A 25,550-nucleotide genomic window follows, 5' to 3' on the forward strand; every position below is an offset into this window, starting at 1 on the left:
TTAGTCGAAGTACGCCCATAAATTTTATCGGCAGCTTGACGGTAAAAAAGTGCCATCAAGATCGGTTCTGTTGATCCCCACGGCACTCATCCCAGGGACCGGCGTATCAAACCCACATAGCCAGCTCATTGGGCTTTGTGGGCTGCCATCCACCACGGCAGGACGCATGGTCAGAATTTTCCCCTTCATGGGTGCTGGGGACTTAAACCCAAAGGTGACATGAATGGCGCCGCCCTCGACTTCTACCGAGGATATGTAGTTGGAGATCAACTTATCCTGCGGGGGCAGTCCGGCTTCTTCGTTGTTGAGGGGGAAGGCCATTTGGTCTTTGTAGAACTCCTCGATGGGTTTTTGGGCGGATTGGGCCATCGAGAAAGCGTCTACAACACGCGTTCTGTTCACATAGTTGGTGTACTGAGGCAGGGCCATAGAGGCCAAAATACCAATGATTGAGACAACAACCATTAACTCAACCAAGGTAAATCCTTTTTGCTTGATCATAGAATATTTCCGGTCATAAAAATGGGTGAGTAAACACTTACAAGAAAGAGCGCAATCGAGATCACAAGATAGATCCCCAGCGCCGCAGCCATCCAGCGCATCTGCTGCTCGCAGCGATAATTCAGGGTCTGCGTTTCTAATAGAAGAATGTCGTTGATCTCTTCATGGATGGGGTAGCCATCTCGGTCGAGTGCGCAAAGGTGCTCGGTAATCCAGTTGTTGGTTTGACCTCGCGCCTCGGACGATAAAATCGGGTAATAGAGCAGATCCAACACATGCCGATAGTGGCGACGGATGGATGGAAACAACAGGGTGCGAAAGACCCAAGAGCGAGAGGCCTCCAGCTCGAAGCGTTGAAGCTTTCGAAGCGTATAAGCGATCCAAAAAGCGAGCAGTAAATACGCGAAGATAAACATGGACAGTGATGGCGTCAGCACTCGATATACGGCGTAGTCGGATGCGTTCCAATCCTCTTCAAGTAGCATCAGCATCATGGACTCAACTTGCGGTTGAACCTTGGCTTGATAAATCGCCAGAGTCACAAAAAATACAAAGCTGACGTACGCCATATACAGAAAGGCGCGCTTAAACTGTGTGCTTTCTTGAAGACTTCGATAGAGTGGTAGCTGGCTGTAGAGTCCTGCGGCTGTGATGCGCTCCCTAGGGGATAATTGAGTCAGGCGCTCGTACAAGGTGTACGCCAACCGAGACGGCGGCTCACTGTGGCCCAAGTGAGGGTTGATCTTTGGGTGTGCTGAATTTTGGCCTTCCAAGGCTTTATATTGACGGCACACACTGCGGAACTGAATCCAGTTCATACGTGTCATCCTAATTACATCCATGTGGTGCACCGTAGCTTAAAAGAGGGAGAAACCCAGCGCAAGCCATTAAAAATACACAGTGTATGCTAAAGATTTCTCGAAACTGAACGATGTATTAATGCGCGATGCGCTCGTTCGGCGTATTTATCCATCTGTGCTTGTCACTAAGGAGTGGTTTTGAAAACCCTGAGTTACTTGGTTGTTGATGATAACCTGTCGATTCGCAATCTGGTCAGCGCGACCTTAACCAATAAAGTGGGTGCGAAACACGTTCAAACCGCTGGTAACGGTGCTCAAGCCTTAAAAATCATCCAACAAGAGAAGATTGATATCGTGATCTCCGATTGGGAGATGCCCGTCATGGATGGTAAAGAGCTGCTTAAGGAGTTACGCACCAGCGAGAAATTTAAGCACTTGCCGTTCATCATGATGACGACCAAAGGCGGGAAAGAGTCGGTGGTCGAGGCGATCCAAAGCGGTGTTACCCATTACATGGTAAAACCCTTCTCGGTCGAGAAGCTCGAAGATACGATCCGAAAATCGTGGAACAGTGCAACCCAACGTCGCTCCGCGCGGGTATCCAACTTGCCTGATCACCAAGTGGTGGTGCAGATGGACGAGCAGTTTGTGTCCGGGCAGATTGGCGATATCAGTATGTCGGGTACGATGTTAGAGTTGCCGTTTGACCCTGTGCTTCATCTGTTTAAAGAGGGCAAGTTGCTGATCAATGTCGTCATGAGCGCTCATGAGTCGATCCGCATCACAGGCCTTGTTGGGCATATCATTCGGATGGATACGGATATCGATTGCCTCAAGGACAAGAGTCGCTGCCGCGTCGCCATCCACTTTGATGAGGATGCCAATCGCGGCCGCGCCGACCGTATGCTCGGTATCTTGATGAATAAGCTGATGGCCGCGATGCCTGATAAGGTGGGCTAAAGCGCCGACGCTTCCTTTTGGTCGTCTTGCATCAAGCCTTTGAAAGTGTAGATATTGATCTCGCCTTCAATCCATCTTTTTTCGCAGACGCCGTTTTCGTGCATCTGTTCTAAATACTTGCGCGCATCTTCGATCGAGAAGTGCCCGGTGGTGGCCAGTTCCGACGGGGTGATCTGTCCCCCTTTGCTGGCGGCAAAGCTCAGTATCTGACCATCGCGGATGGCCGCTTTAGAGCGCTTATCGCCGCCACTTTTAGTCATACCTTTAAACAAGGCATATGTGCACAACATTACGATGGCACCGATGACGATACCGACTATCAACGTAACTTCGCTTTCCCCTTTTTGAACCTCACTGTAGCCATAGATGATGATAAAAAACGACCCTAGGCACAGCATCGAAAAGAACAGAAATAGTAAAAACTTTAAAAATCGCACAAGTACATCCTGTATTAATGGCGGTTTATAAAAGGCGGGAAGGGGTGAGTTGCTTACTCACGTCATTAAGGCCAGCAATCGCTGGCCTTGGGGTCCATCCCAAACAGGGTTGGGATTTTAGTATGCCTGTGGCGACGATACAATTTTAGTATTCGATCACCACATCGCCTTTGGGCGTTGAGCAGCAGGAGAGTACATAACCTTCGGCCACATCCTCTTCGGTGATGCCGCCGTTATCAGACATCTCAACCTCACCTTGGACGACTTTTACTTTACAGGTACCGCAAATCCCCATACCGCAGGCTTTTGGGATGTGGAGCCCAAGTTTCGCTGCAGCAGCATGTACGGTTTCGCCAGGGGCGATCTGCACGGCTTGATCGGTTTCTGAGAACATCACATTCAGAAGCTCGCCTTCGGAGATAGCTTCGATATCTTCCTGAGCTTGCTCTGCCGATTGAACCGCTTCTTCCTCCACCGCATCCGGCGTCGCGCCAAAGGACTCCTCATGGTAGCGGGCCATATCGTAGCCGGCGTCTTCCAGCATACGTTTGACGGCTTTCATGTAAGGGGTTGGGCCACAGCAGAACACCTCTCGCTCCATAAAATCGGGCGCGATGATGTTGAGCATATGGATGTTCAGAAACCCTCGATAGCCATCCCATGGCTGGCCAGACTCAAAGCGTTCGCAAATGGTATGGACTTGGAAATTCTCGATACGGGCCGACATGGTTTCCAGCTCGCGGCGATAGATGATATCGCGAGGCGTGCGAGCGCTGTGCACAAAAACGGTATCCACATTGGCATTGGTGTCGTAAGCCCATCGAGCCATCGACATCACGGGTGTGATGCCTACGCCGCCGGATAAAAATAGGACTTTCTCGGCGGGGAAATCGATGCTGTTGAACTGCCCAACTGGCCCGTGCACGGCTAAATCCTGCCCTTCGATTAGGTTGTCGTGCAAAAAGTTAGACACCAAACCACCGGGTACCCGTTTCACGGTGATGGAAAAGCTGTACGGCACCGAAGGGGAGCTTGAGATGGTATAGGATCGGAACACCGGTTCGCCTTCGATTTCCAATTCCAGTGTCACAAACTGACCGGGTTTAAAGAAAAACATCACAGGCTGTTCTGCCATAAAGCAGAAGGTTTTAACGTCCCATGTTTCGTTGATTACTTTAACGCAACGCACCACATGACGGCCGTTGGTCCAGACTTGTGTGGTTACCGGAACAAACGTATCGGTATTCACTGGATTGATGGCAGGTTCGGTCATCTTTAAGGCTCTCGACAGCTGGTTATTCTTCCCCGGCCTGTGTGGTGAGTGGCATCGGGCTGTTTCGGCCATTTTGATCGTAAATCGTGAGTGGATTTACTCATAAACGACACGAAATGTCCTATCTCAACTGCGCCAGATCAAAACCTTAAAAACAGCGTCTGTTTCAGCATGTTTCGTGTCGTGAACAGGACAATTTAACAAGGGTGCAAAGAGCACTATTTGCGAATCCACAAACCCATACAGAGGGCAGGGCTTCCTGAGCTGATCTGAAGTGGTTGTGCGGTGTGTTGCCGAGCGCACATGAGCGAGCCATCAAGCGTAGCGGCACGTCGTTAAATCTTACAATTTAGGAGTGTGGCCTAATGAGCCAGATCGATTTGCTGAACACGACATGTTCGACCGTGAGTGAAGCCAAAGCCGAAATGAAGCGTTTGCTGACCGAACGCGACGCCGATTATTCGCTGTCACGAGCGCTCTACAATGACCCGATGCTGTTCCGTTTGGATATGGAAGAGGTCTACCAAAAAGAGTGGCTGTTTGTGGGTATGACCAGCGAAATCCCGAAAAAAGGCGACTACTTTACGTTAGAAGTTGGCCAAAACCCGGTGCTGGTGGTGCGCGATGCGGACGGTTCGGTTAATGCGTTCCACAACACCTGTCGCCACCGCGGTTCTCGCATCTGCACGGCACACCGTGGCAAGGTGGCGAACCTGGTGTGTCCTTATCACCAATGGACGTACGACCTAAAAGGTAATTTGCTGTTTGCCGGTACCGAAATGGGCGATGGTTTCGATCAAAAAGCCCATGGTCTTAACAAAGCGCATTGTCGTACCGCCGGTGGCTTTATCTTTGTGTGCTTGGCAAAAGAGATACCCGAAGGGGACTTTGAAGCCTTTTTGGCGACTCTGCACGAGTACATGGAGCCATACGATGTAGAAAACACCAAACTGGCGGTGGAATCGAACATTGTGGAGCAAGCCAACTGGAAACTGGTGCTGGAAAACAACCGCGAGTGTTATCACTGTGCGGGCAGCCATCCTGAACTTCTGAACACCCTGCTGGAATGGGATGACACAAACGATCCACGTGCAACGCCTGAGTTTTTAGAGCACTACAACGCCCAAGCAGCGGAATGGGATGCCGAGAACATCCCCCACGAGCACAAAAGCTTTGGTGTACGAAACCGCATTGTGCGGATGCCGCTGAAAAAGGGCACCGAGGTCATGACGTTGGATGGCAAAGCCGGATGCTCAAAATTGCTGGGACGGATCAAAAACCGTCAGTTGGGCTCAATGCGTATTTTGCACCTGCCTAACTCTTGGAACCACATGCAAAGTGATCACTTTATCGTGTTCCGTGTTCTGCCGATCTCGGCACAGGAAACCTTGGTGACCACCAAGTGGTTTGTCCACAAGGATGCGGTGGAAGGGGTTGATTACGACCCAGAGCGCCTGCGTAAAGTATGGGATGCCACCAATGATCAAGATCGAATCTTGGCCGAAGAGAACCAGCGCGGTATCAACTCCTTGGCGTACACACCTGGCCCATACTCGAAAACTTATGAGTTTGGTGTGATCAACTTCCTGGATTGGTACAGCGAAGCGGCACTGAAAAACCTGAAGTAGTGTACGCTGTCTAACGCGTATCTATAAGCCCGCCGTTGCGCGGGCTTTTTCGTGGGGCAAGCTAAGATCGACTCGAGATAGCTTTAGGTGAATGCCCAAAAAATTGACGAAAGGCGGCGCTAAAGTTAGATGGGTGTTCGTATCCAACGGCATAAGCTGCTTGTGCTACGTGGTAGCCAGATTGAAGTAATTCCCATGCTTTTTGCATGCGCGCACTTAATAAAAACTGGTACGGGCTTTGGTCAAACAGTGCTTTAAAGCCATTGTGTAATTTCGTTTCACTGAGCCCTACTTGATGCGCAATAAAAGCGACGCTTAAGCGCTGCTCCATGTTTGCCAGCATGAAGGTTTTGGCTTTATGAAGCTTCTCTTCATCCAATTTACCTGATGATCTTTCAGTATCGTTTGGAAGCAGAGCGAGTTGTTCGCTCAGTAATGTGAAGGTTAGGATGTGTTTCTCAAGAGGGCGCGCGTTTCGGGCCGATTTTGACAATAAAAGTAATCGGCGCACAAGATAATCGGTACTGGGTGTTGTTGGTCTATGGTCTTGCTTTAGAGGTCGTTTAAGAGCGTCAGCATTGGCCGAGAAAGGGATTTGGTAGTGCTCGAACAAGCGCCCATCGACAATGATACGCAACTGTTCCACACAATCGCCTGCTGAGTAAACGCGCTCGCCCACGCTGTTACCAAATGTGGTCATCGTGCTGTGATTTGGCTCAAATACAAACTGATCGGCATCGAAGGTTTGACCACGAAAGTATGATCGACCAGAAAGTCCAAAGGTTAAGCTGAGCGTACTGGTGTCCTTCTCCACGATGCTTTCTTCAATCAAGTCTTTTGAAGGCTGGTAATACGAGTAAGCCACATTCAGGCCAGGCTCTAGGGCGATACGATCGGTGTAGCATTGCCCAAATTCTGGTATTAAAGCGCGCCTTTGCCATCCGTCTTCTCGTGTCACATCGGCTTGATAATGATCCGCTTGTGTCCTTTGCTTCATGATGTGTCCTACTGCTGGCCTTTAAAACAGGAATAAATATGTTTTAAGGGGGAATGCATACAAAAAGAAATGATAATCACTATCAATAAAGAATAGCATTTTTACTTTCCTGGTAAAGACTCTTTGAGCAGTGGGGGCAAAGTAAAAATGACGCAAGGTATGTTTTCAAAAACGGGCCAGCTAACCGGGGTGGTCGTGTTGTGCGGTTTTCCGTTATTAGGCGTGGCGCAGCAGAGTAATGATGTGGTTATTTCGATGCCGGAAATAACCGTCACGGCTGACAAAAAACTTCGGTCGATCAGTGATGTGCCAGCCCATGTCAGTGCGCTGGATGCGGAACGTGTACAGCAAGAAGGGGTGAGTAGCCTTGCTCAGTTAGAAGGACGATTCGCTGGTCTGAGTTTTCAGCCGTTCGGTATGTCGGGGATTAACTCCCCAGTAATGCGAGGATTAACGGCCAATTTTAATGCGCTGTCCAGCTCTACTCTGTTACTGGTTGATGGCGTACCCACACTAACCGCACAAGGCTTTGACGCCAATCTTTTGGGTGTCGATCGGATTGAGCTGCTTCGAGGACCAAGAACGACGGTCTACGGTCAGAATGCCCAGACAGGCGTAATCACCGTTGAGAGCCATGACCTTGAAGGGGAAGATCGAACCCGTTTAGGCGTTGAGGTGGGTTCGCGAAACAAACGAGTTCTGCAGTTGGCTACGGCGCGATCTTTGATGGAGGATACGTTGCGCCTTAGTCTTACAGCGGAAAAGAAACGACAAGACGGCTTCATTGATAACACATCGGCTTCAGGGCATGAGGATGATCGTGATCGCCAAAGTATGTCTTTTGGGCTTCGCTGGCTTCCATCAGACGAGACTGACCTCACCCTGCGCTATCAAGATACGTCATACGATGACGGAGGCGCATTGTGGGGGGCTGTCAGCAGTGAGCGTGCGACAGTGGCCTCTGGGACGTCCAGTTGGAATCACTCTCGTGGCCAAACTTACTCTGCCAGTGTTGTTCACCAATTGAGTCCGAATACTGAGCTGCATTCCGTGACGGCCTACAATCGATTTCAAGATAAGGTTCAGCAAGACACGGATTTTCAGTTGCTTGATCTGACTCATATTGGACGTGATCATACACTACGAACCTTGTCGCAAGACCTCCGATTACAAGGGGATTTCGGTGCGACGGAATGGTTGCTTGGGGCTTATCTGGAAAAGCAGGATCATGATCTTCGTACCTATGCTAAAACGTATTTTGGCTCGTCCGACTTACAAGCGGATCTTAAGGGAGAAAACTATGCGCTATACACTCACTGGACGAGCGCTTTAGGTGATCAATCGCGCTTGATCTATGGCGTACGTTGGTCTCACAACACGCTTAATCTTACACCGCAAGGGAGCCATCAGCGTAGCCAAACATGGACGCATACATCGCCACAACTGACGTTTGAGCACGATCTAAACCCACATCACGTTATCTATGCCAGTTATGCCAATGGGGTTCGCTCTGGAGGTTTTAACACCCTATCTCCTGTGGTCGATTTTTCCGCATTTGATCCCGAAGAAAGTCGCAGTGTTGAACTGGGTTTGAAAGGCGAGTTTGAAGGCGCTGGCCTGCGATACAGTTTAAGCGCATATCACATGAGCATTGATGATATGCAGGTCATGCAGATGCCAACCATTGGGGTTATTTACCTAACAAACGCGGCTAAAGGTACCTCTAAAGGGGTGGAAGCATCCTTACAATACTACATCGATGCTCAATGGAGCACAGAGCTTGGTTTAGCCTGGAATGAAACGACGTTTGATGAGTTTCAAGATGGAAATAATGACTACAGCGGCAAGCGAAACCCGTTTGCCCCTAAGCTCAATGGTCATGCCGCTGTGCGTTACGAGGCCTTAAGCGGTTGGTCGGCATCGGCCAGTGTGGTGGCTAATAGCTCTATCTATCTTGACGCAGCAAATACATACGAACAGGCCGGTTATGCCATGGTGAATTTGGCAGCCCAATACCCTATTCGTGAGGGGCTTACGTTATCGGCGTACGCGAATAATGTTACCGATAAAGAATACGATGCTGTTGGCTATCAAAATGGTTATGTCACTGTGTACAGCCCGCCTCGGGAGTTCGGTCTGAAACTGGTATGGGATCTTTAATGATGGAGCACATGATCCCTTTAGTCCGACACGAACTGCAAGACGCTTGGAACTTGGCCGGCGCTGCTGTAAAAGCGAACGCTCTCAGTGTGGCCCTAGAGCGCCAACTCTTCGAATGGCTGACTCGACCTCGCTCATTGGTATTTATCTGTAATCAACTTAAGGTTAACCCGATGGCAGCCGAACCGTGGCTCGAGCTGCTGTGGAGTATGGGATATCTAAAGAAAACGCAGCATAACGAGTATGTCGTAAGCTCGATGACTGCAAAGTACCTTCTTATCGATGCCGAGCTCAGTTGTGCACAATCGGTGTGTTTTCGCTTAAACAACCTTAAGCATTTTAGCCAGCAATTTGACCAACTATTGGATGGAAAAGAGACGACCCGTGACCCCAAAAGTCTTTCTCAAGCATGGGCTCAGGCCGCTCGGGCGCAGATTTTGGAGGAGCAGCGTGCTGTCACTGTGCCCGCGTTCGAACGCCTGATGGACCGTCTAAGCGAGCGGTACATTGATGCGAGTGTCGCGATGCGATGGTTGGATATTGGAGCAGGCGCTGGTTTGATTTCGATCGCATCCATGCAGCGTTTTCCAAAGGCTTCAGGCGTGGTTTATGATCAGCCTCCGACTGCTGATGTTGCTCAAACGCACATCCGTACAGCGGGCCTGGATCATCGTTTGAGTGTGCAATCAGGAGATCTTAATACGGATTTTCCTGATGGAAAGTTTGATCTGGTGTGGTGCTCGTCGGTGATTCATTTTCTAGACGACTATCGCCGGTTTATAGAGCGCCTCTCTTTACATCTCTCATCTCATGGCATTGCTGTGCTTGTACATGCCGAGCAAAACGACTCCGTTTCTGAAAGCGAAAAAGTGCTGCCTTTTTATTCTCCAATGATGATGAAAGGAAACATCCTTCCTAAACGGAGTGAGCTGATGCTTGTTTTTCACCAAGCGGGCTTGGAATGCATTCACACTCAGCAACTTAATGATTTTCCAATGGCGCCTGTTTGGGTGCATGTGTGTCGGAGGATGGAATTATGAAAGCGCCTTATATGTTGCTGCATATGGTGCTGGGGTGGTGCAACCTGACGATCGCGGCAACGTCGATCTACATCTATTTGGGCATCCCTTTGATCATGCGTGAACACGGATGGAGCGGTACTGAAATTGGGCTATTTCAGGTCTCGGGTTTGCCTATCGTTCTTAAATTCTTATTAGCATCCCCTGTGGATAAGTTTCGGTTCCAACGCGCTAACTACCTAAAATGGGCTGGAATGCTTTGTGTGGCCTACATCCTGTGTTTGTTCGCCTTTGCTTGGGTGGCTGAACAGGTCTCTTTTCAAGCTCTTTTTGCAATTGCTTTGTTGATGACCTTGGTCAGTACTTGGCTGGATGTACCCGTGAATGCGTTTGTAATAAAACGCCTGCCTGAATCTGAACGGACGAAAGCCGGGGGGATTAGATCGTCAGCTACGGCACTTGCATCTGTTTTAGGGGGCGGGCTGATGTTATTGCTATACGCTCAATGGGGCTGGGCTTGGCCGTTTATCGCGTTTGCTGCCATGACTCTAATGGGCGTTGCAGTCATGTTATGGGCTTATTGGTATTTTCCGGCCGATTTCGACCTTGAGGCTAAGCCGGTTACTACCTCGTTAGTATCCATGTGGGTAAGTTATTTCAAACGCTCAAATATGCTGTGGTGGAACCTAATATTGATGCTGCATTTTCCTTTTGTTGGTGCAGCATGGTTATATCTAAAACCCACTTTGCTGGAGCTAGGTGTAGGAATGTCGGATATCGCTTGGCTTTCTGCTTGGGCTGGCGTAACCGCTTCCCTTGCTAGTTTTATGTACGCTCAAAGTACACACAGGCTTCCACCTTATAAAGCGTTGCCGCTCTTCTCGGTTTTGAATGTGCTAGCACTGTGGGTTATGTACAACGCGACTCAATGGGCATGGAGTGACTGGCAGTTGATAGCTGCTGTGCTTCTGGTGGCGGTTGCACTGGGGTTGTCTTCTGGTGTGCTGTTTGGTTTGGTCATGCGTTATTGCCGAGTCGATTTATCAGCTAATGATTACGGTGTGCAAACAAGTTTGTTTTCACTGTCGCGCATACTGGTGCCTATATCGGCAGGCGTTCTGTTGGATAAGGTAGGCTTTGCTGGCATGTACTTCGTGTTGACCTGCTGTGCACTGCTGGTTGCGCTTGTATGCATCGCCAGTGTGTTTAAAGGAGGGTTTGAAACGTTGGAGTCGGCCAATTAAAAGCGTTGCTCGTTACTAAATGAGTTAAGGCTGCGTTGCAGGCTTTTGTAACCACCGTGCGCGTGTCACACTAGCGTTTTCTTGCACGGATACGCCCTCTATTGAAGCGTTTCGGGCGTATATCGTGGGTTGGTTACGTTCTAACGCGACTCCGATTCAGCTGTGGGGCGGTCACACGCTAAGGGGGCTTGGTTATGTGTTGGTGGGTACGGTGATTGATGCGCTTGCCGCCGTGCAGCTGGCCAAACGTGATGGTCGTCAGCCTTCGACGGCGTTTGTTGAAAAGCTCTACACCGAGTTCAATGCGCTGAAAACCAGTTTCACCCAAGTGGTGTTTGCGCAGGTGCGCATTGCGGCCATTAATGCGGTTCTGACAGGCGTGTTTTTACTCGGGATTATGCCGTTGATCGATCTTACATCGCAGGGGATGGATTGAGTAATCCTTTCCATTGGGTCAGATAGGCTCTTACCTCGGGCAATACTAGGGGGGCTTTCTGATCGAGTTCATTCATCAGGTCGTTTAACGCAGCTTTTTGCGTGGGGTGGCCGCTTAGGTAATCGGCTATGCGTTGATCGTCGTCTTGAAACAGAACATCGGATTCGATGTGACTCTCTTTGAAGGCGTTGCGCAGGTCTTCCATATCGACCAGATCAGCAATCATCATGGTAACTCTCCTTTGAGTGGTTAAGCACAACAATAAGAGCGACCTTGTGATCGCTCTTACCGGTCTGACAGAACCTCGGCTGAAAAGTGCCGGTTGATCAGTGACGATGCACTTCTTGCTGAAGACCTCGATACAAGCTTAGACACATCACCACCAAGACCACCGTAAAGGGTAGGCCGGTTGTAATGGCGCCAGCTTGCAGAGCGGTTAAGGCCTCGGAGCCGCCGCCCACCAACAAGGTACCTGCAATGATGCCCACCAGTGTGGCCCAAAAGAGGCGCTGTAGCATCGGTGCATCGGTTTTACCGCCAGCAGTGATGCTATCAATCACCAAAGAGCCTGAATCAGCGGAGGTGATAAAGAACACCATCACCAAAACAATGCCGATGAAGGACAACAGCTGAGTCAGCGGTAAGTTATCAAACATCTGGAACATCGCCAGTGATACATCACCAATGCCGTTGGCCAGCTCGCCAATGCCTTGGGTTGCTTGATCCATCGCGGTGCCGCCCATTACGCCCATCCAGAACACGGTGACCAGTGTCGGGACCAGCAAGACAGCAATCACAAATTCGCGTACGGTTCTGCCACGAGAAACACGTGCGATAAACGTGCCAACGAACGGTGACCAGCTTACCCACCATGCCCAGTAGAAGACCGTCCAGCCGTGGAACCAGGTGGTGTCTTCACGGCCGACCCAGTTAGAGAGCGGAATGATATCGGTAACGTATTGGGTCAGTACCGTCCCCATGGAGCCGAAAATCGCAAGCGTTGGACCAACCGCAATGATGATGGCGATCATGCACGCTGCCAGAATCATATTCACGTTACTGAGCAGCTTAACACCGCCATCCAAACCACGTGATACCGAGAACAGCGCAATGGCCGTCACGACAATAATCACCGCCAACTGAGTGCTGATCGTGTTGTCGATACCAAACAGGTAGTTAAGGCCGCCCGCCGCCTGTTGCGCACCCAGCCCTAACGAGGTTGCCAAACCAAAAATGGTCGCCAGTACCGCCAAAATGTCGATGAAATGCCCTAACACGCCCCATGTTTTTTCGCCCAACAGTGGGTAGAACGCAGAACGAATCGTTAGCGGTAAGCCTTTGTTATAAGAGAAAAACGCCAACGCCAAGCCAACGACCGCATAGATCGCCCAGGGGTGTAGACCCCAGTGGAACATGGTGGCGCCCAACGCCGCGTCAGCACCGGCCGGTGTGCGTGCTTCAGCATTCAGCGGTGTGCCGTACCAGTCGGTGTAGTACGCCACAGGTTCGGCCACACTCCAGAACATTAAGCCGATGCCCATGCCTGCGGCAAACAGCATCGAGAACCATGAAATGGTTGAGAACTCTGCGGTGGCTTTTGCCCCGCCTAAACGCACTTTGCCCACAGGCAGCACAATTAACGCGATACAAAACAGCACAAACAGGTTACAACCGATCATAAAGAGCCAGTCGAAGTGTTCAATCGACCAGCCACGGGCGCCGGTCAATGCGCTTTTTGCCCCTTCTGGGAAGAGTAGGGTGGCAACGATAAAGAGTAAGATCAGTCCGGCACTGGTGCCGAAGACGGGGTTGTGGATATCAAATCCTAAAATGCGGACATTGTCCTGACCGACCGTATAGTCGGTATCGTACGGGGAATCCGCAACAGGTGCGGAAGTGGTTTCACCAGACATCGTAGTTATCCTCAGAGCTTGTTTGATTGTGGGATCACGGCTTTTTTTATTGTTCAGAAAAGAGGAGCGTTCGGAGCGCGTGACCGGTGAGATCAACTCCATACTACTGGGACGGTAAGGATCAGATGTTCTGGGAGCGACCGGAAAGCAAGGAACGGCTAGTCAAAAGCGACATGGTTTTAAAAGGGCCGTTTTACCTGCGTCTTAAATGGAAAAAGAGGTTATAAAACCCCCTCCTGTACCAAACGATCCACTAAGGTGGTAGCCATTGCTTCGGGCGATTGATCTTTAATGATCTGACCGCCGCTGGATTGGGATTTGGCCGTGGCGGCCTTGAAGCGGTCAGCCGCTGTTTTGGCTTTCACCTTTTTCATCCGCTTTGGGCGCGGTTTCGCTTCGGTGATCGTCCAGCTGGCGCGTTCTTGATCGGGCTGGGTGCTGATGGTTTCAAGTACAAAGCCTGTTCGCTGGCCAGGGCCAAACGCCGACTGACGTGGCGCTGGCGCGGCGCTGTCGATGGTTAGCACGCATGGTCGACGTACCTGCACCTTGCGGCGTTGTCCGCGAGGTAGGGCTTGCAGCACTTCGACGGTTTGATCGTCCATGGCCAAAATATCGGCCACGTTATTCACAATCGGATAGGCCAACTTCTGCGCCAAAAGATAAGGCAGTAAACCGGATGATTCGCCGGATTCGGCCCGTACGCCACACAGAATCAGATCCGCAGGGTGCTTTAATAGGTGCTGGGTTAGGGTGATCAGCGCATCGTCATCCGTCTTTTGCGTTAAGACGGTCAGTGATGACAACCCCATCCCTGCGTACTGGCGAAGCGCGGGCTCCTCGGTGCTGCCGGCGTGCAAAGGGGTCAGCTGAATGCGGGTTTTATTCGCTAAGGTCAGTGCCATCTCTAGAGCGCGGCTGTCTTGGTCAGCCCGACGACTGCGCGAAGAGGTCGGGTGAAGACCCGCCGAGAGCAAGGTAACCACGTGCGTGGTGCCCAAAGAGGATGGCGTAGGCTGAGTGAGTGCGTTCATGGCAAAACTCCTAAAGCGGCTTTAAGCCGCAACATCCGGTAGCGCAGGTTGACGTTCTGGGAAGCGCTTAGCCAACTCTTGATTGAGCGCATCGAGCAGCACTTGGCTTTCGATGATTAGGCTTAAGTCAGCGCGTTTCACCATATCGCAGCCTGCATCCGTGTTTACGGCGATCACGGTTCGGCATTGGCCAATCCCCTGCAGGTGCTGAATCGCACCGGAGATACCCACCGCCAGATACACATCGGCCGTTACCCAGGTGCCGGTTGCGCCGACTTGGCGGCTGCGTGGCATAAAGCCATCATCCACTGCCACACGACTTGCCCCTTCGGTGGCACCAAGTACCGCCGCAGCTGAGTGGAACTGATCCCAATCGGTGATGCCGTTGCCGCCTGCCAAAATGAACGGCGCTTCGGCCAACGGGATTGCGTTAGGGTCGACATCTACCGAACCTAGATCTTTGATCGAGGTGCTGGTGGCGTTGCTCTCATCCAAAAGGTGCTCAAGGTCGATCTCATCCAAGGCGAGACGGTGCGCTTCGTGGCGCGTTTCATCAATGGGGTCGTGGCATTCAGCACTTAACAGCAATAACCGCGGTGTTGTGCGTTGTGCATCTTGGGTTTGGCCGTTGATGCGGGCGATGATGTAATCCTCGCTCGCTTTCCACACCTGGGTGGCGGCACGCTCATTTAACGCTGCGCTCAAGCGACAGCCCAGATCGAACCCGCCCATCACACTGTCTGGGAACAGCCAGTGATAAGGGTGTAGATGACGCTCAATGGCTTGCAATGCAGACAGTCGAGCTTCTGGGGCAAACCCTTCGTAACGCTCGCTGTTCAGTTCGATCACACGGTCAGCGCCGGCCGTATCGAAGTGCGTTTCTTGGTGCTCACCAAAGGTCACCACCAAAACCGCCCCTGTGTTGCCTTCTTGAGCTTCAATCTGACGGGCCAAACCGTGTGCTTGGCCGATCACATCTTTATCGTGACTGCTTAGGAAACCGCCCGGAAGGTCCGGTACCACGGCAATGTAAAAGTCAGGAGACGCCACACTGTGCAGCGGCAGTTGCTCCTCTACCTGAGCCGACTTGCGATGGCCAGACCCTGTATCGGCGGCATTACCGGCTAAACGGTCGATCCGTTTAATACCATTTGGGCCAATAAAACCGACGGCGTGCGGGTTCTTGCGCAGCAGGCCGGTTGGGCCGCGGACTTCGGCTTGTGGCGCGGCGTAAACAGCGTGTTCTGGGTGTAGGCGGTTGCGTTTGATCCATTCAATCCGCGGGTCGCGGCGTAAAACATCACTCATGATTCTCTCCTACACCGCTTCGGCCGGTTCTTGAGCGGTACGGCGCTCGGTGGATTTCACAGCCGCTTGAATCTCGACAGGGGCGGTCTTAGCGGGTGTACCCTTTTGATGATGCGCGGGTTGAGGTGCGTTCTCGGATTCAATAAGGACCTCGGCAACCATCTCGGCGATGTCTTTTACTTCTGCGCGTGGCTCAACCACACCCTCTAGCATCGCGGTGCACTGCTGACAGCCAACAGCCACCAGTTCAGCCCCTGTTTCAGTGATCTCGGTCATACGCAAATCCGCAATACGACGCTCCCCTGGGATGTCCGTAATCGGTGCACCACCGCCGCCACCGCAGCAGCGAGAGCGAAATCCGGAGCGCTCCATCTCGGCCAACTGGATACCCATCGCACTCAGTAGCGCGCGTGGAGAGTCATATTCGCCGTTGTAGCGGCCCAAATAGCAAGGGTCGTGATAGGTAACTGTACCGGCTTTAAAGCGATCCAACGTGAGCTTACCTTGCTCAACCAGCTCGTTAATGAAGGTGGTGTGGTGAAGCACCTCAAATTGAGCGCTTGGATCAAGCTCTGAGTACTCGTTGCGTAAGCAGTGAAACGCGTGTGGGTCGGTGGTCACAATGCGCTTGAAGCGGTATTTTTTGAGTGTTTCGATGTTGTAGCGTGCCAAGGTTTGGAAAGTCGCTTCATCGCCTAAACGTCGCGCCACATCACCGCTGTCGCGCTCCTCGTTGCCGAGCACCGCAAAGTCCACATTCGCCGCTTTCAGCACTTTAACGAAAGCGCGCAAAATACGTTGGCTTCGCATGTCAAAAGCGCCGTCACTGACCCAGAAGAGCACATCCGCTTCTTTCACATCAGCAAAGAGGTTCAGGTTTTGATCCGCCGCCCAGTTCATCCGGTTACCTGGGTTCAGGCCGTTCGGGTTATCGGTGGCGATCAGGTTTTCAAGGACTTCAGCCCCTTTGTTCGGCGTATTACCTTTTTCCATGGTCAGGAAGCGGCGCATATCGACGATCGCATCAACGTGCTCGATCATCATCGGGCACTCTTCGACACACGCACGACAGGTTGTGCACGACCACAGGGTTTCGTCACTCAACACGCCATTAACGATCGGGTTGTGCGCGCCACCTTGAGCGTGACCCACTTCCTTACCTAGGTAAGGGCTGCCGGCGTATTTCGCATCACTACCGCCTGCGAATGACACCACCATATCTTGGATCAGTTTTTTCGGATTCAGTGGCTGACCCGCCGCAAACGCTGGGCACATCGCTTCACAGCGACCGCATTGCACACACGCATCAAACCCTAAAAGCTGATTCCATTTAAAATCGCTGGCCGTTTCGACGCCAAGCTTAGCCGCGGTTAAATCCAGTGCTTTTAAGCCGGTAGAGCGACCACCGCCAAAACGCTCTGGACGGCGGTGCCACGCCAAGTGTAAAGCACCCGCGAACGCGTGCTTCATCGGGCCTTCCCAGCCCATGCCGATCAGCATTTCACCCAGACCCCAAACGATACCGGCCATCAGTACAGCGGCCATAATCCAGCTGCCCATACTCTCTGGAAAGAGGTTCTCAGGCAGAAGATCGGTTGCAGGCAAGGTGATTAAAAAAAAGCTCACCGCAAAGGCGATCAAGCTTTTGGGCAGGCGCATCCAAGGGCCTTTGGATAGGCGGCTTGGCGGTTGAACACGGCGTAGGAAAACAAACACCGCACCCACACCCATCATCGCGGTGGAAGCCAACAGCGCCCAGCTTAAAAGTTGTGGCGCCACACCAAAACCATGCACTAAGATGATCAAAACCATCGACAGGACAAAGCCGCCGGCCGTTGCCACGTGGGTGTTGGACATCTTTTTATCGCGACCAACCACATGGTGAAGGTCCACCAAATAGCGGCGAGGCATACTCAGCAAACCGCCGATCAGATCGACCTTTGATGCCGTACCTTGGCGCCACAGCATCGCGCGGCGCAGCATCCCTACCGCCATGACGCCAAGCGCCACGAGCAACAGGATGGGTAAAACAGACTCCACGTTCATTAGGCGTCTCCTCTAGAACCGATCAAGGTCAGACTTACAGGTCTTTACACAGACGCAGTGCATCGTAGATCGCCGCATGCGTGTTACGTTGAGAGACGCAATCACCCAAGCGCCAGAGGATCATCCCATCGCCCGATTCGCTAAGCACCGGTTGAGCGGTAGCAGCAAACAGAGCTTCGTTGTCGATTTGGCCTTTGTTGCGGGAGTCTTCTTTGAGCGCGTAATAGAGGGCTTCGTTGGGACGAATGCCGTTTTCGACCACGATTTGATCGACCACGCGCTCTTCTTTCTGGCCGGTGTACTCGTTTTCAAGCACGGCCACCAGTTTGTCGCCCTCTTTGTAGACCTTTTCAAGGATCATATCGGAGGTCATGATCACTTCGCGCTCGTATAAGCTGCGGTAATAGGTCGGGAAGGTTGTACCGCCGATACCAACACCCGGTTTGATGTCGTCGGTAACCAGCTCCACCAACGAGCCTTTGCTGGCCAAGTAGTCGGCTGCCGACATACCTGAAAACTCACAAATGGTGTCGTAGATCAGTACGTTTTTACCCGGCTCAACCGTGCCGTTTAGGATATCCCATGTCGAGACCACTAAACCCTCTTCTGCGCCCCAATGTGGGTTTTGAGAGAGGAACGGTTTGCCGCCGGTGGCCAAGATACAGACATCGGGTTTTAGATCTTTGATCATATCGACGTTGGCTTCTGTGCCAAGGCGAAGATCCACACCTAAGCGTTCGATCTCCATCGCCAACCAACGGGTGATCCCCGCCATTTGGTCGCGCTGTGGTGCTTTGGCCGCAATCGAGATCTGACCACCCAGCTCCTCGGCTTTCTCGACCAAGGTCACATCGTGGCCACGCTCGGCCGCAACGCGCGCCGCTTCCATACCACCAGGACCACCACCAATGATCACTACCTTGCGTTTTGGCCCTTCGGTTTTCTCGATGATGTGCGGCATACCCATGTGCTCGCGCGAGGTTGCCGCGTTCTGGATACACAGCACATCCAACCCCATGTACTGGCGGTCGATGCAGTAGTTGGCCCCAACGCATTGGCGGATCTGATCCACTTGGTTCATTTTGATCTTAGCGATCAGATGTGGATCGGCGATGTGCGCGCGGGTCATCCCAACAAAGTCCACGTAACCGGCTTCCAAAATACGCTTGGCCTGGTTCGGGTCTTTGATGTTTTGGGCGTGAATCACAGGAACTGTCACCACTTCTTTGATGCCTGCAGCCAAGTGTAGGAAAGGCTCGGGTGGGTAGCTCATGTTCGGAATAACGTTGGCCAGCGTGTTGTGGGTATCACAACCGGAACCCACCACACCGAAGTAGTCGACCATGCCTGTGTCGTTGTAGTACTTGGCGATCTGTTTCATATCGTCGTGGTTAAGACCGTCTGGGTGGAACTCGTCACCCGTAATGCGCATACCCACAACAAAATCAGGCCCCACCGCTTCACGCACGGCTTTCAGGACTTCCATACCGAACTTCATGCGGCCTTCGAACGTACCACCCCATTCGTCGGTACGTTTGTTGACCCGCGGCGACCAGAACTGATCAATCATGTGCTGGTGGACGGCCGATAATTCAACACCATCAAGGCCACCCTCTTTGGCACGAACGGCGGCTTTGGCAAAGTCACCAATCACACGCCAGATCTCTTCCACCTCAATCGTTTTACAGGTTGCGCGGTGAACCGGCTCACGAATCCCAGAAGGGGACATCAAGCTTGGCCAGTTTTCACCATCCCAACGGGAGCGACGACCCATGTGGGTGATCTGAATCATGATCTTGCCACCGTGCTTATGCACAGCGTCAGCGAGGTTTTGGAAGTGCGGAATGATGCGGTCTGTGGATAAGTTAACCGAGCTCCACCAGCTCTGAGGACTGTCGATGGACACGACGCTAGAACCACCACAGATGCACAAGCCGCAGCCGCCTTTGGCTTTCTCTTCGTAGTATTTCACATAGCGGTCGGTCGTCATCCCGCCATCAGTGGCGTAGACCTCAGCGTGAGCGGTACTGACAACACGGTTACGGATGGTCAGCTTGTTGATGTTCAGCGGCTGAAAAAGGATATCAAAAGACATCGTAGTACCTCAGACGATAGGGCGGAGGTGGTCGCTGGGCATGTTGCTCAAATTTTCAACAATGCTTTATCCACAGCTCACGCACAGTTTCCTGTCATGTTATGAAGAGGTTTCTCCACAACGTTCCGAGTGCTTCTTTGTAGGCACCCTGGTGTTCGTGCAACGCTTTCAAAAAGCGAATAACTTGAGAGTGAGCATAGGGCGGGGGGCGTGTCGCCAGTGTTCTAAAAACGTCACTGGCCTAGTTTGGAGCGGTAAGGTGGAAAAGCACTATGTCGATGAATCAATGAAGTGCTCTAACCGAGTGTGTAACATACCAATGAGTTACACGGTTCATTGGCAAAAGGATAAGCCATGGGTTTCAAACATCTGACTCAATTGCTCTTTTGTATCAGCGGTTTATTAACCGCGCAGCTTGTATCAGCCAGCGAGGCTGGTCACCAGCGATTTAATCAAGCACTCACTCTGTTTTATAACGATCAGCTCGATGAGGCGGCGCATATCTTTCGCGAGGTTCAAGGCTGCTGTGACGGGCAAGCGAAGTATTACCTGGCCCGTACAATGCCGGACTCAAAGACCTCTGAATCGATCACGCTAATGTTTGAGGCCGCAAATATGGGGTCGTTTATGGCGATGCAAAGCCTCGCATCACGGTACAGAGATGGCAGGGGAGTAAAGGTTGATCTTTTAAAGGCGACGGATTTTGAGAGGGCTGCTCAGGAAGCACAGATCGCACAGTGGGGGAAAAGCGAGATGGTGGCTTATGATGAATCAGGTGAAGAGGTTGACCTTGCGCTGACCCTCAAGCAGAAAACCGATGATGGGGATGTAGCCGCCATGTACGGCTTAGCACGTTTAATGGATGCCGCTGGCGTCGAGGGAAAAGGTGTAGCTGATGCAGCCAAACTTTATGAGAAAGCCGCCATGTTAGGCCATCAAGAGTCACAATACATGATTGGCTATTTGTATTGCCGGGGCCTAGGCGTTCATCAAGATACGAATCAGGCTAACCAGTGGCTAGGCTTGTATCAGCTGGGGCTGGAATGCGAGTGATTGTGATTCCGCAAAGTATTAAAAAGGAGATCAATGGATCTCCTTTTATTCATACCCCTTAATTTACTTAGGGCTCACCTCAAAAATACCGTAGTCACAGCCTTCTTCGGCTTCGCATTGGGTTTGAACCGATACGGTTTTAACGCTAATGCCTTGGCTTTCGGCGATCTGGTCCATCGCACCTGCAAACCAACCTGTGAACATGTAGTCGATTTTGCGGTTTACCTTACCTTGTTGGTAGACAAAGCAGGAGTGATCCAAACGGATGCGCGCGGTGCCTTGTTCGATGTCCAGCTGTTCGATGGTAAAGAGGCCCCAACCGCGCTGAGATAAGCGTTTTAGGTAGTGCTCAAAAACCGCCGCACCTTCGATGCCGTGTTCGGCGGCTTCTTTTTCACACCAGTACCATGCCGATTTATAACCGGCTTTGTACAGAATATCGGCGTAAGCTTCAGCGCCCAGTGCCTCTTCAACAGCAACGTGGTTGTTGACGAAAAAGTGGCGTGGCACGTACAACATTGGCAATGCGTCGGAGGTCCAAACGCCGGTTTCATCGTCAACTTTAATCGGTAGTTCTGGGGCGTGGTATCCCATGGTGTTACTCCTAATTATTGTTCGTTCCATACGTCAGCTAAGACGCGCAGCCAGTTTTCACCCATGATTTTGCGCACCTGTGTTTCGGTGAATCCGTGGCGCAGTAGGGCTTCGGTTAAGTTCGGGAATTCGCCCAGTGTGCGGATGCCTTCTGGGTTGATGATCTTGCCAAAATTGGTCAGGCGGCGGGCGTAGCCCTTATCGTGTGTGAGCCATTCGAAAAACGGCTGGCCGTGGCCTTGGGTAAAGTCGGTACCGATGCCGATCTGATCTTCGCCCACCAAGTTGTAGATGTAGGCGATCGCTTCGACGTAATCATCAACGGTGGAGTCGATCCCTTTTTTCAGGAAGGGGGCAAACATGGTAACGCCCACAAAGCCGCCGTGGTCAGCGATGAATTTAAGCTCTTCATCGGATTTGTTGCGCGGGTGATCTTTCAAGCCGCTTGGCAAGCAGTGTGAGTAGCACACGGGCTTCTTAGAGGCCAAGATCACTTCTTCCGAGGTTTTTGAACCAACGTGAGATAGGTCGCACATGATGCCAACGCGGTTCATCTCTGCAACCACCTCGTGACCGAAACCGGACAGACCGCCATCGCGTTCGTAGCAGCCGGTGCCGACCAAGTTTTGCGTGTTGTAGCACATCTGCACAACGCCAACGCCTAGGTCTTTAAAGACTTGCACGTAACCCAGTTGATCTTCAAAAGCGTGGGCGTTTTGAAAACTCATTAGGATGCCGGTTTTACCCGCGGCTTTGGCATTTCGGATATCGGCGGTGGTTTTGACCTTGGTGACCAGATCACTGTTGGTTTCGATCAGTTGGTTCATTTCAACGATGTTATTCACCGTGTTCTGAAATCCTTCCCACACTGATACAGTGCAGCTGGCCGCCGTTAAGCCGCCTTTGCGCATATCTTCAAACAGTTCTCGATCCCATTTTGCGATCACCAAGCCATCCATAACAATGGCATCATCGTGCAGCTCTTTTGCGTTCATCACGTTACCCTGATTGTTCGTGACCCAGCCAATATGGCGGTTATCTTTGCAAGAGCATATTTCGCACGCCGAATAACGGGTGTTCTAAAAGCGTCATCGGCCTAGTTTTGAGCGCGTTTGACCTAAGAATGGGTACCCAATAGTATGCTGTGTCGATCAAACGTATTGATCAAAAGGCATATGAAAGTAAGGGAATGATGAAGCACTGAAAAAGCCCTGAGGTTAGGGCTTTCATAGATTAACCATGTGGTGGATTACTTCTTGATCCACCACCGATTATCTTTAAATTCCATGTCAACGTTTGCGTTTACCACCCAGTTGGTGAGTTCTGTACTACCAAACGCGCCTTCTGCCACATCGACGGTCACTTCAGGGTGCTCGGGTAATGGGCCTTGTTCGGCCAAAGCTTCGCTGATTTGATCCACAAAGTCCTTGCGATCTTCCTCAATGACCAGCGTTTTAGCGGTCGCAAAATCTTTCTCGGCTAGCGCTTGCCAAAATGCCGTCGCGACTGAGTGAGCGTCTTGATAATTAACCTCTGCCGCATTTACAGAAGACATCATCAACAGGGACGCAATGGTGAGCAGTGTTTTTTTAAAGTGCATACGATTCCTTTCGGGTGTTTTGATAGAAATGAGAGGTTATTAACCTATTTATCTATCAAGTTGTTTGCAAATTTCTGTACATAAAAACGATATGTGCCGCTTAGTTTAATGGCTTTTCATTCCAACCCTCCGCATTGCTGACGATAAAGCTCCGACTAAAACCGATTGTCCAGAGTACGCAGTGTTTTCAACTGGCGCATATTGCCTACAGAAATAAATATTATTAAAATAAAAATGATAATAATTCGTATTACATGAAATCCCTAAGAAGTTGAGACCTATCATGAAACCCAACCGTTTAACCCAGGCCATCGTGCTCAGTCTGATCGCGTCGCAGAACTCCTCGTTTGCTAACGATAACCAAGAGGCTGTGAGCCTTCCCTCCATTGAGGTAGAAGGTGTAAGTGCACGCAGTAGCGGCTCCTCCGAACAGGTTGGAGGATATTCGATCCAGAACAGTGGGGCGGCGACACGACTCGATTTAAGCGTTAAAGATACGCCTCAATCGGTCACTGTGTTAACGCGTGAGGTGTTGGATGATTTTGGTCTGGATACTCTAAATGATGCCTTAGATGCGACCCCGTCCGTTACCGTGGAACGAACCGAAACGGACAGGACTTACTACACATCGCGAGGCTTCGCGATTACCAACTTCCAAGTTGATAGTTTGTCCATGCCAACGGCGTTTGATTACCCTCTGATTCAAGGTGATGTGGACACGGCGGTGTACGATCGAATTGAAACCTTGAGAGGCGCAAATGGCCTCTTGACCGGTACAGGTAACCCGGCTGCGACCATCAACTATATTCGCAAACGGCCGACCGATGAGTTCCAAGGCTCGCTTAAAGCGTCGGTTGGATCGTGGGATAAGTACCGTGGTGAGCTGGATGCGTCCGGTAGCTTAAACGATAGCGGTACTCTTCGTGGACGTGTGGTGGCCGCTTACGAAGACAAAGACTCTTATTTGGATCGATATGAAAAGCAACGGGAAGTCTTCTACGGTGTCATGGATTATCAGATCAACGATAACAATGTATTAACGGTTGGGCACACGTATCAAAAGGACGATCCAACGGCCAACTTGTGGGGGGCTTTACCTCTGACGTACACCAACGGTGAAGCCATTGATTACCGCGTCGGCGACAGCACCGCGCAAGATTGGGGCTTTTGGACGACAGACACCAACAACACTTTTGTGGAGTTGAAATCTGAGTTTGGTAACGGTTGGCAATCCACGGCCCAGCTAACGCGCATCAAAACCACATCAGATGGCGAACTCAACTACTTATGGGGCTTTGTTGATCAACCAACAGATGGCATTGCGTACTTTGCCAATAAATACTATTCAGAAAAAACGAATTACGTCGCTGACGTTTTTGCCTCGGGTCCTTTTCAGCTTGCGGGTAAAGAACACGAGTTAGTCCTGGGCGCTCAGTGGGCGAAGTCCGATGAGGAAAACAAAGCCGGTAACAGCACCTATGCGCTGACAACTTTGACGGATACGCTTAATAACAACATTCCGCGTCCTGATTTTGGTGAGTTCAGTGATGCTGGTGATACGAATGCGAAGCAAAAAAGCGTGTATTCGGCTGCCAACTTTACGCTGACCGACAACCTAAACCTGATTGCTGGTGCGCGTTATATTGATTATGACATCCAAAGTACCGCTTACGGTGCCTCCAATACCGGTGAAGCCAATGAATGGATCCCATACCTTGGTACTGTGTATGCGTTAACCGACCGCTTAAATGCGTATGCTAGCTTTACCCAGATCTATCAGCCTCAAAGTAAGGTCGATAACCAGCTTCGTTTGTTGGAGCCGGCTCAAGGCCAAACTTTTGAAGTGGGTTTAAAGCAGGAACTCAATGACGGCAAAGCGATCGCGACGTTGGCGTTATTTAAAACGGAGCAAGATAACCTCGCCGAATCCGCCGGATATGTGGGCAGCACTCAGGTTTACTCAACCGTTGACGTACAAAGCAAAGGTATTGAATTGGATCTGATGGGAGAGGTTTATCCTGGCTTGAACGTCATTGGTGGTTATACCTATATCGATGTTGAAGACAAAGAGGGTGAACGTGCGGCACTCTATATTCCTAAACAAAGCTTTAAGCTGGGTACGACCTACCAATTGGCATCGGCGCCTAACTGGAAAATCGGTGCAAAAGTGAAGTGGCAAAGCGAGATCGAAAATTCAAACCCAAGTGCCAACCTGAAACAGGGCTCTTACGCCGTATGGGATGCGAATGCCATTTATAACATTACCCCGAACCTGACGGCTCAGTTAAACGTCTACAACATCTTTGATAAGCAGTATTACACGACCTACTACAACAGCGATGGTCAGTCTTATTACGCGGCGCCACGCAGCGTAGTTCTGTCGGCGAAATATAAATTCTAAATCGGTTTCGTCTTTAGCCAAAAAGGGTCTGTTGAATACAGGCCCTTTTTA

The 25,550-nt window shown here is 51.1% G+C and carries 22 protein-coding genes; 8 read left to right on the forward strand and 14 right to left on the reverse strand.

From position 1 onward, the window contains the following. Window positions 1–24: 24 nt before the first annotated feature. On the reverse strand, window positions 25–501 hold the full coding sequence (locus tag ACXAF9_RS15965; RefSeq protein WP_475075775.1) for a pilin: 477 nt from the start codon (window positions 499–501) through the stop codon (window positions 25–27). Further along, on the reverse strand, window positions 498–1,319 hold the full coding sequence (locus ACXAF9_RS15970) for a hypothetical protein (protein ID WP_475075777.1): 822 nt from the start codon (window positions 1,317–1,319) through the stop codon (window positions 498–500). Before ACXAF9_RS15970 ends, ACXAF9_RS15965 begins: the two co-directional genes overlap by 4 nt. Window positions 1,320–1,499: 180 nt before the next feature. On the opposite strand from ACXAF9_RS15970, the gene ACXAF9_RS15975 reads away from it, so the two are divergent. Continuing rightward, on the forward strand, window positions 1,500–2,261 hold the full coding sequence (locus ACXAF9_RS15975) for a response regulator (RefSeq protein WP_475075779.1): 762 nt from the start codon (window positions 1,500–1,502) through the stop codon (window positions 2,259–2,261). On the opposite strand, the gene ACXAF9_RS15980 is transcribed toward ACXAF9_RS15975, so the two are convergent. Next, a complete protein-coding gene (locus ACXAF9_RS15980; RefSeq protein ID WP_475075781.1) occupies window positions 2,258–2,698 on the reverse strand; it encodes a hypothetical protein in 441 nt (146 codons plus the stop codon). The genes ACXAF9_RS15975 and ACXAF9_RS15980 overlap by 4 nt on opposite strands. A gap of 145 nt (window positions 2,699–2,843) precedes the next feature. Beyond that, entirely contained in the window at window positions 2,844–3,971 is a 1,128-nt protein-coding gene (locus tag ACXAF9_RS15985) for an FAD-binding oxidoreductase (protein WP_475075783.1), read from the reverse strand. Between the two features lie 365 nt (window positions 3,972–4,336). Here ACXAF9_RS15985 and ACXAF9_RS15990 point away from each other — a divergent pair, with 365 nt between their 5' ends. Then, entirely contained in the window at window positions 4,337–5,599 is a 1,263-nt protein-coding gene (locus ACXAF9_RS15990) for an aromatic ring-hydroxylating oxygenase subunit alpha (RefSeq protein WP_475075786.1), read from the forward strand. A gap of 61 nt (window positions 5,600–5,660) precedes the next feature. Here the strand turns inward: ACXAF9_RS15990 and ACXAF9_RS15995 are convergent, their stop codons facing one another. Further along, window positions 5,661–6,596 (reverse strand): helix-turn-helix domain-containing protein, encoded by a 936-nt coding sequence (locus ACXAF9_RS15995; RefSeq protein ID WP_475075789.1) that lies wholly within the window; start codon window positions 6,594–6,596, stop codon window positions 5,661–5,663. A 159-nt stretch (window positions 6,597–6,755) separates the two neighbouring features. On the opposite strand from ACXAF9_RS15995, the gene ACXAF9_RS16000 reads away from it, so the two are divergent. From ACXAF9_RS16000 to ACXAF9_RS16015, 4 genes are all read left to right on the forward strand, one after another. Next, a complete protein-coding gene (locus ACXAF9_RS16000) occupies window positions 6,756–8,756 on the forward strand; it encodes a TonB-dependent receptor (RefSeq protein WP_475075791.1) in 2,001 nt (666 codons plus the stop codon). Beyond that, window positions 8,756–9,796, forward strand: a complete 1,041-nt coding sequence (locus ACXAF9_RS16005) for a class I SAM-dependent methyltransferase (protein WP_475075794.1) — start codon at window positions 8,756–8,758, stop codon at window positions 9,794–9,796. The genes ACXAF9_RS16000 and ACXAF9_RS16005 overlap by 1 nt, the downstream gene beginning before the upstream one ends. Beyond that, window positions 9,793–11,019, forward strand: coding sequence for an MFS transporter (locus tag ACXAF9_RS16010; protein WP_475075796.1), 1,227 nt, complete (start codon window positions 9,793–9,795; stop codon window positions 11,017–11,019). Before ACXAF9_RS16005 ends, ACXAF9_RS16010 begins: the two co-directional genes overlap by 4 nt. Before the next feature lie 124 nt (window positions 11,020–11,143). Beyond that, the gene (locus tag ACXAF9_RS16015; RefSeq protein WP_475075798.1) at window positions 11,144–11,455 is read left to right on the forward strand and encodes a hypothetical protein; all 312 of its coding nucleotides are present in this window, start codon (window positions 11,144–11,146) and stop codon (window positions 11,453–11,455) included. On the opposite strand, the gene ACXAF9_RS16020 is transcribed toward ACXAF9_RS16015, so the two are convergent. The 6 genes from ACXAF9_RS16020 to dgcA all read right to left on the reverse strand — a co-directional run bounded on the left by ACXAF9_RS16020 (window position 11,433) and on the right by dgcA (window position 19,851). Further along, the gene (locus tag ACXAF9_RS16020) at window positions 11,433–11,684 is read right to left on the reverse strand and encodes a hypothetical protein (protein WP_475075800.1); all 252 of its coding nucleotides are present in this window, start codon (window positions 11,682–11,684) and stop codon (window positions 11,433–11,435) included. The two genes, ACXAF9_RS16015 and ACXAF9_RS16020, sit on opposite strands and share 23 nt — an antisense overlap. A 97-nt stretch (window positions 11,685–11,781) precedes the next feature. Next, complete coding sequence (locus ACXAF9_RS16025; RefSeq protein WP_475075801.1) at window positions 11,782–13,368, reverse strand: BCCT family transporter; 1,587 nt, start codon at window positions 13,366–13,368, stop codon at window positions 11,782–11,784. Between the two features lie 221 nt (window positions 13,369–13,589). Continuing rightward, entirely contained in the window at window positions 13,590–14,402 is an 813-nt protein-coding gene (locus ACXAF9_RS16030) for an electron transfer flavoprotein subunit beta (RefSeq protein WP_475075803.1), read from the reverse strand. Window positions 14,403–14,423: 21 nt separating this feature from the next. Next, the gene (etfA, locus tag ACXAF9_RS16035) at window positions 14,424–15,710 is read right to left on the reverse strand and encodes an electron transfer flavoprotein subunit alpha (protein ID WP_475075806.1); all 1,287 of its coding nucleotides are present in this window, start codon (window positions 15,708–15,710) and stop codon (window positions 14,424–14,426) included. Between the two features lie 9 nt (window positions 15,711–15,719). Next, window positions 15,720–17,756 (reverse strand): (Fe-S)-binding protein, encoded by a 2,037-nt coding sequence (locus ACXAF9_RS16040; RefSeq protein WP_475075808.1) that lies wholly within the window; start codon window positions 17,754–17,756, stop codon window positions 15,720–15,722. Window positions 17,757–17,790: 34 nt separating this feature from the next. Next, entirely contained in the window at window positions 17,791–19,851 is a 2,061-nt protein-coding gene (gene dgcA / locus ACXAF9_RS16045; protein WP_475075810.1) for a dimethylglycine demethylation protein DgcA, read from the reverse strand. 354 nt (window positions 19,852–20,205) lie between these two features. Between dgcA and ACXAF9_RS16050 the strand changes: the two genes are divergently transcribed. Beyond that, complete coding sequence (locus ACXAF9_RS16050) at window positions 20,206–20,904, forward strand: tetratricopeptide repeat protein (protein WP_475075812.1); 699 nt, start codon at window positions 20,206–20,208, stop codon at window positions 20,902–20,904. Window positions 20,905–20,967: 63 nt separating this feature from the next. Here the strand turns inward: ACXAF9_RS16050 and ACXAF9_RS16055 are convergent, their stop codons facing one another. From ACXAF9_RS16055 to ACXAF9_RS16065, 3 genes are all read right to left on the reverse strand, one after another. Beyond that, complete coding sequence (locus tag ACXAF9_RS16055; protein ID WP_475075814.1) at window positions 20,968–21,498, reverse strand: DUF5943 domain-containing protein; 531 nt, start codon at window positions 21,496–21,498, stop codon at window positions 20,968–20,970. A gap of 14 nt (window positions 21,499–21,512) precedes the next feature. Further along, window positions 21,513–22,493: a dipeptidase gene (locus ACXAF9_RS16060; RefSeq protein WP_475075816.1), complete on the reverse strand. Its 981-nt coding sequence runs from the start codon at window positions 22,491–22,493 to the stop codon at window positions 21,513–21,515. A 254-nt stretch (window positions 22,494–22,747) separates the two neighbouring features. Next, window positions 22,748–23,098 (reverse strand): hypothetical protein, encoded by a 351-nt coding sequence (locus ACXAF9_RS16065; protein ID WP_475075818.1) that lies wholly within the window; start codon window positions 23,096–23,098, stop codon window positions 22,748–22,750. Window positions 23,099–23,381: 283 nt separating this feature from the next. Between ACXAF9_RS16065 and ACXAF9_RS16070 the strand changes: the two genes are divergently transcribed. Continuing rightward, window positions 23,382–25,499 (forward strand): TonB-dependent siderophore receptor, encoded by a 2,118-nt coding sequence (locus ACXAF9_RS16070; RefSeq protein ID WP_475075821.1) that lies wholly within the window; start codon window positions 23,382–23,384, stop codon window positions 25,497–25,499. The last annotated feature ends 51 nt before the right edge of the window (window positions 25,500–25,550 follow it).

Source organism: Neptunomonas sp. ABH4_499 (genome assembly GCF_056160565.1).

Bases quoted from the DNA above. Each gene is read 5' to 3' on its own strand.
- ACXAF9_RS15990 (WP_475075786.1), top strand. From the start codon at position 4,337: ATGAGCCAGATCGATTTGCTGAACACGACATGTTCGACCGTGAGTGAA.
- ACXAF9_RS16025 (WP_475075801.1), bottom strand. From the start codon at position 13,368: ATGTCTGGTGAAACCACTTCCGCACCTGTTGCGGATTCCCCGTACGAT.
- ACXAF9_RS15995 (WP_475075789.1), bottom strand. From the start codon at position 6,596: ATGAAGCAAAGGACACAAGCGGATCATTATCAAGCCGATGTGACACGA.
- dgcA (WP_475075810.1), bottom strand. From the start codon at position 19,851: ATGTCTTTTGATATCCTTTTTCAGCCGCTGAACATCAACAAGCTGACC.
- ACXAF9_RS16005 (WP_475075794.1), top strand. From the start codon at position 8,756: ATGATGGAGCACATGATCCCTTTAGTCCGACACGAACTGCAAGACGCT.
- ACXAF9_RS16050 (WP_475075812.1), top strand. From the start codon at position 20,206: ATGGGTTTCAAACATCTGACTCAATTGCTCTTTTGTATCAGCGGTTTA.
- ACXAF9_RS15965 (WP_475075775.1), bottom strand. From the start codon at position 501: ATGATCAAGCAAAAAGGATTTACCTTGGTTGAGTTAATGGTTGTTGTC.
- ACXAF9_RS16000 (WP_475075791.1), top strand. From the start codon at position 6,756: ATGTTTTCAAAAACGGGCCAGCTAACCGGGGTGGTCGTGTTGTGCGGT.
- ACXAF9_RS16065 (WP_475075818.1), bottom strand. From the start codon at position 23,098: ATGCACTTTAAAAAAACACTGCTCACCATTGCGTCCCTGTTGATGATG.
- ACXAF9_RS16060 (WP_475075816.1), bottom strand. From the start codon at position 22,493: ATGAACGCAAAAGAGCTGCACGATGATGCCATTGTTATGGATGGCTTG.
- ACXAF9_RS15985 (WP_475075783.1), bottom strand. From the start codon at position 3,971: ATGACCGAACCTGCCATCAATCCAGTGAATACCGATACGTTTGTTCCG.
- ACXAF9_RS16040 (WP_475075808.1), bottom strand. From the start codon at position 17,756: ATGAACGTGGAGTCTGTTTTACCCATCCTGTTGCTCGTGGCGCTTGGC.
- ACXAF9_RS15970 (WP_475075777.1), bottom strand. From the start codon at position 1,319: ATGAACTGGATTCAGTTCCGCAGTGTGTGCCGTCAATATAAAGCCTTG.
- ACXAF9_RS16020 (WP_475075800.1), bottom strand. From the start codon at position 11,684: ATGATGATTGCTGATCTGGTCGATATGGAAGACCTGCGCAACGCCTTC.
- ACXAF9_RS16030 (WP_475075803.1), bottom strand. From the start codon at position 14,402: ATGAACGCACTCACTCAGCCTACGCCATCCTCTTTGGGCACCACGCAC.
- etfA (WP_475075806.1), bottom strand. From the start codon at position 15,710: ATGAGTGATGTTTTACGCCGCGACCCGCGGATTGAATGGATCAAACGC.
- ACXAF9_RS16070 (WP_475075821.1), top strand. From the start codon at position 23,382: ATGAAACCCAACCGTTTAACCCAGGCCATCGTGCTCAGTCTGATCGCG.
- ACXAF9_RS16010 (WP_475075796.1), top strand. From the start codon at position 9,793: ATGAAAGCGCCTTATATGTTGCTGCATATGGTGCTGGGGTGGTGCAAC.
- ACXAF9_RS16055 (WP_475075814.1), bottom strand. From the start codon at position 21,498: ATGGGATACCACGCCCCAGAACTACCGATTAAAGTTGACGATGAAACC.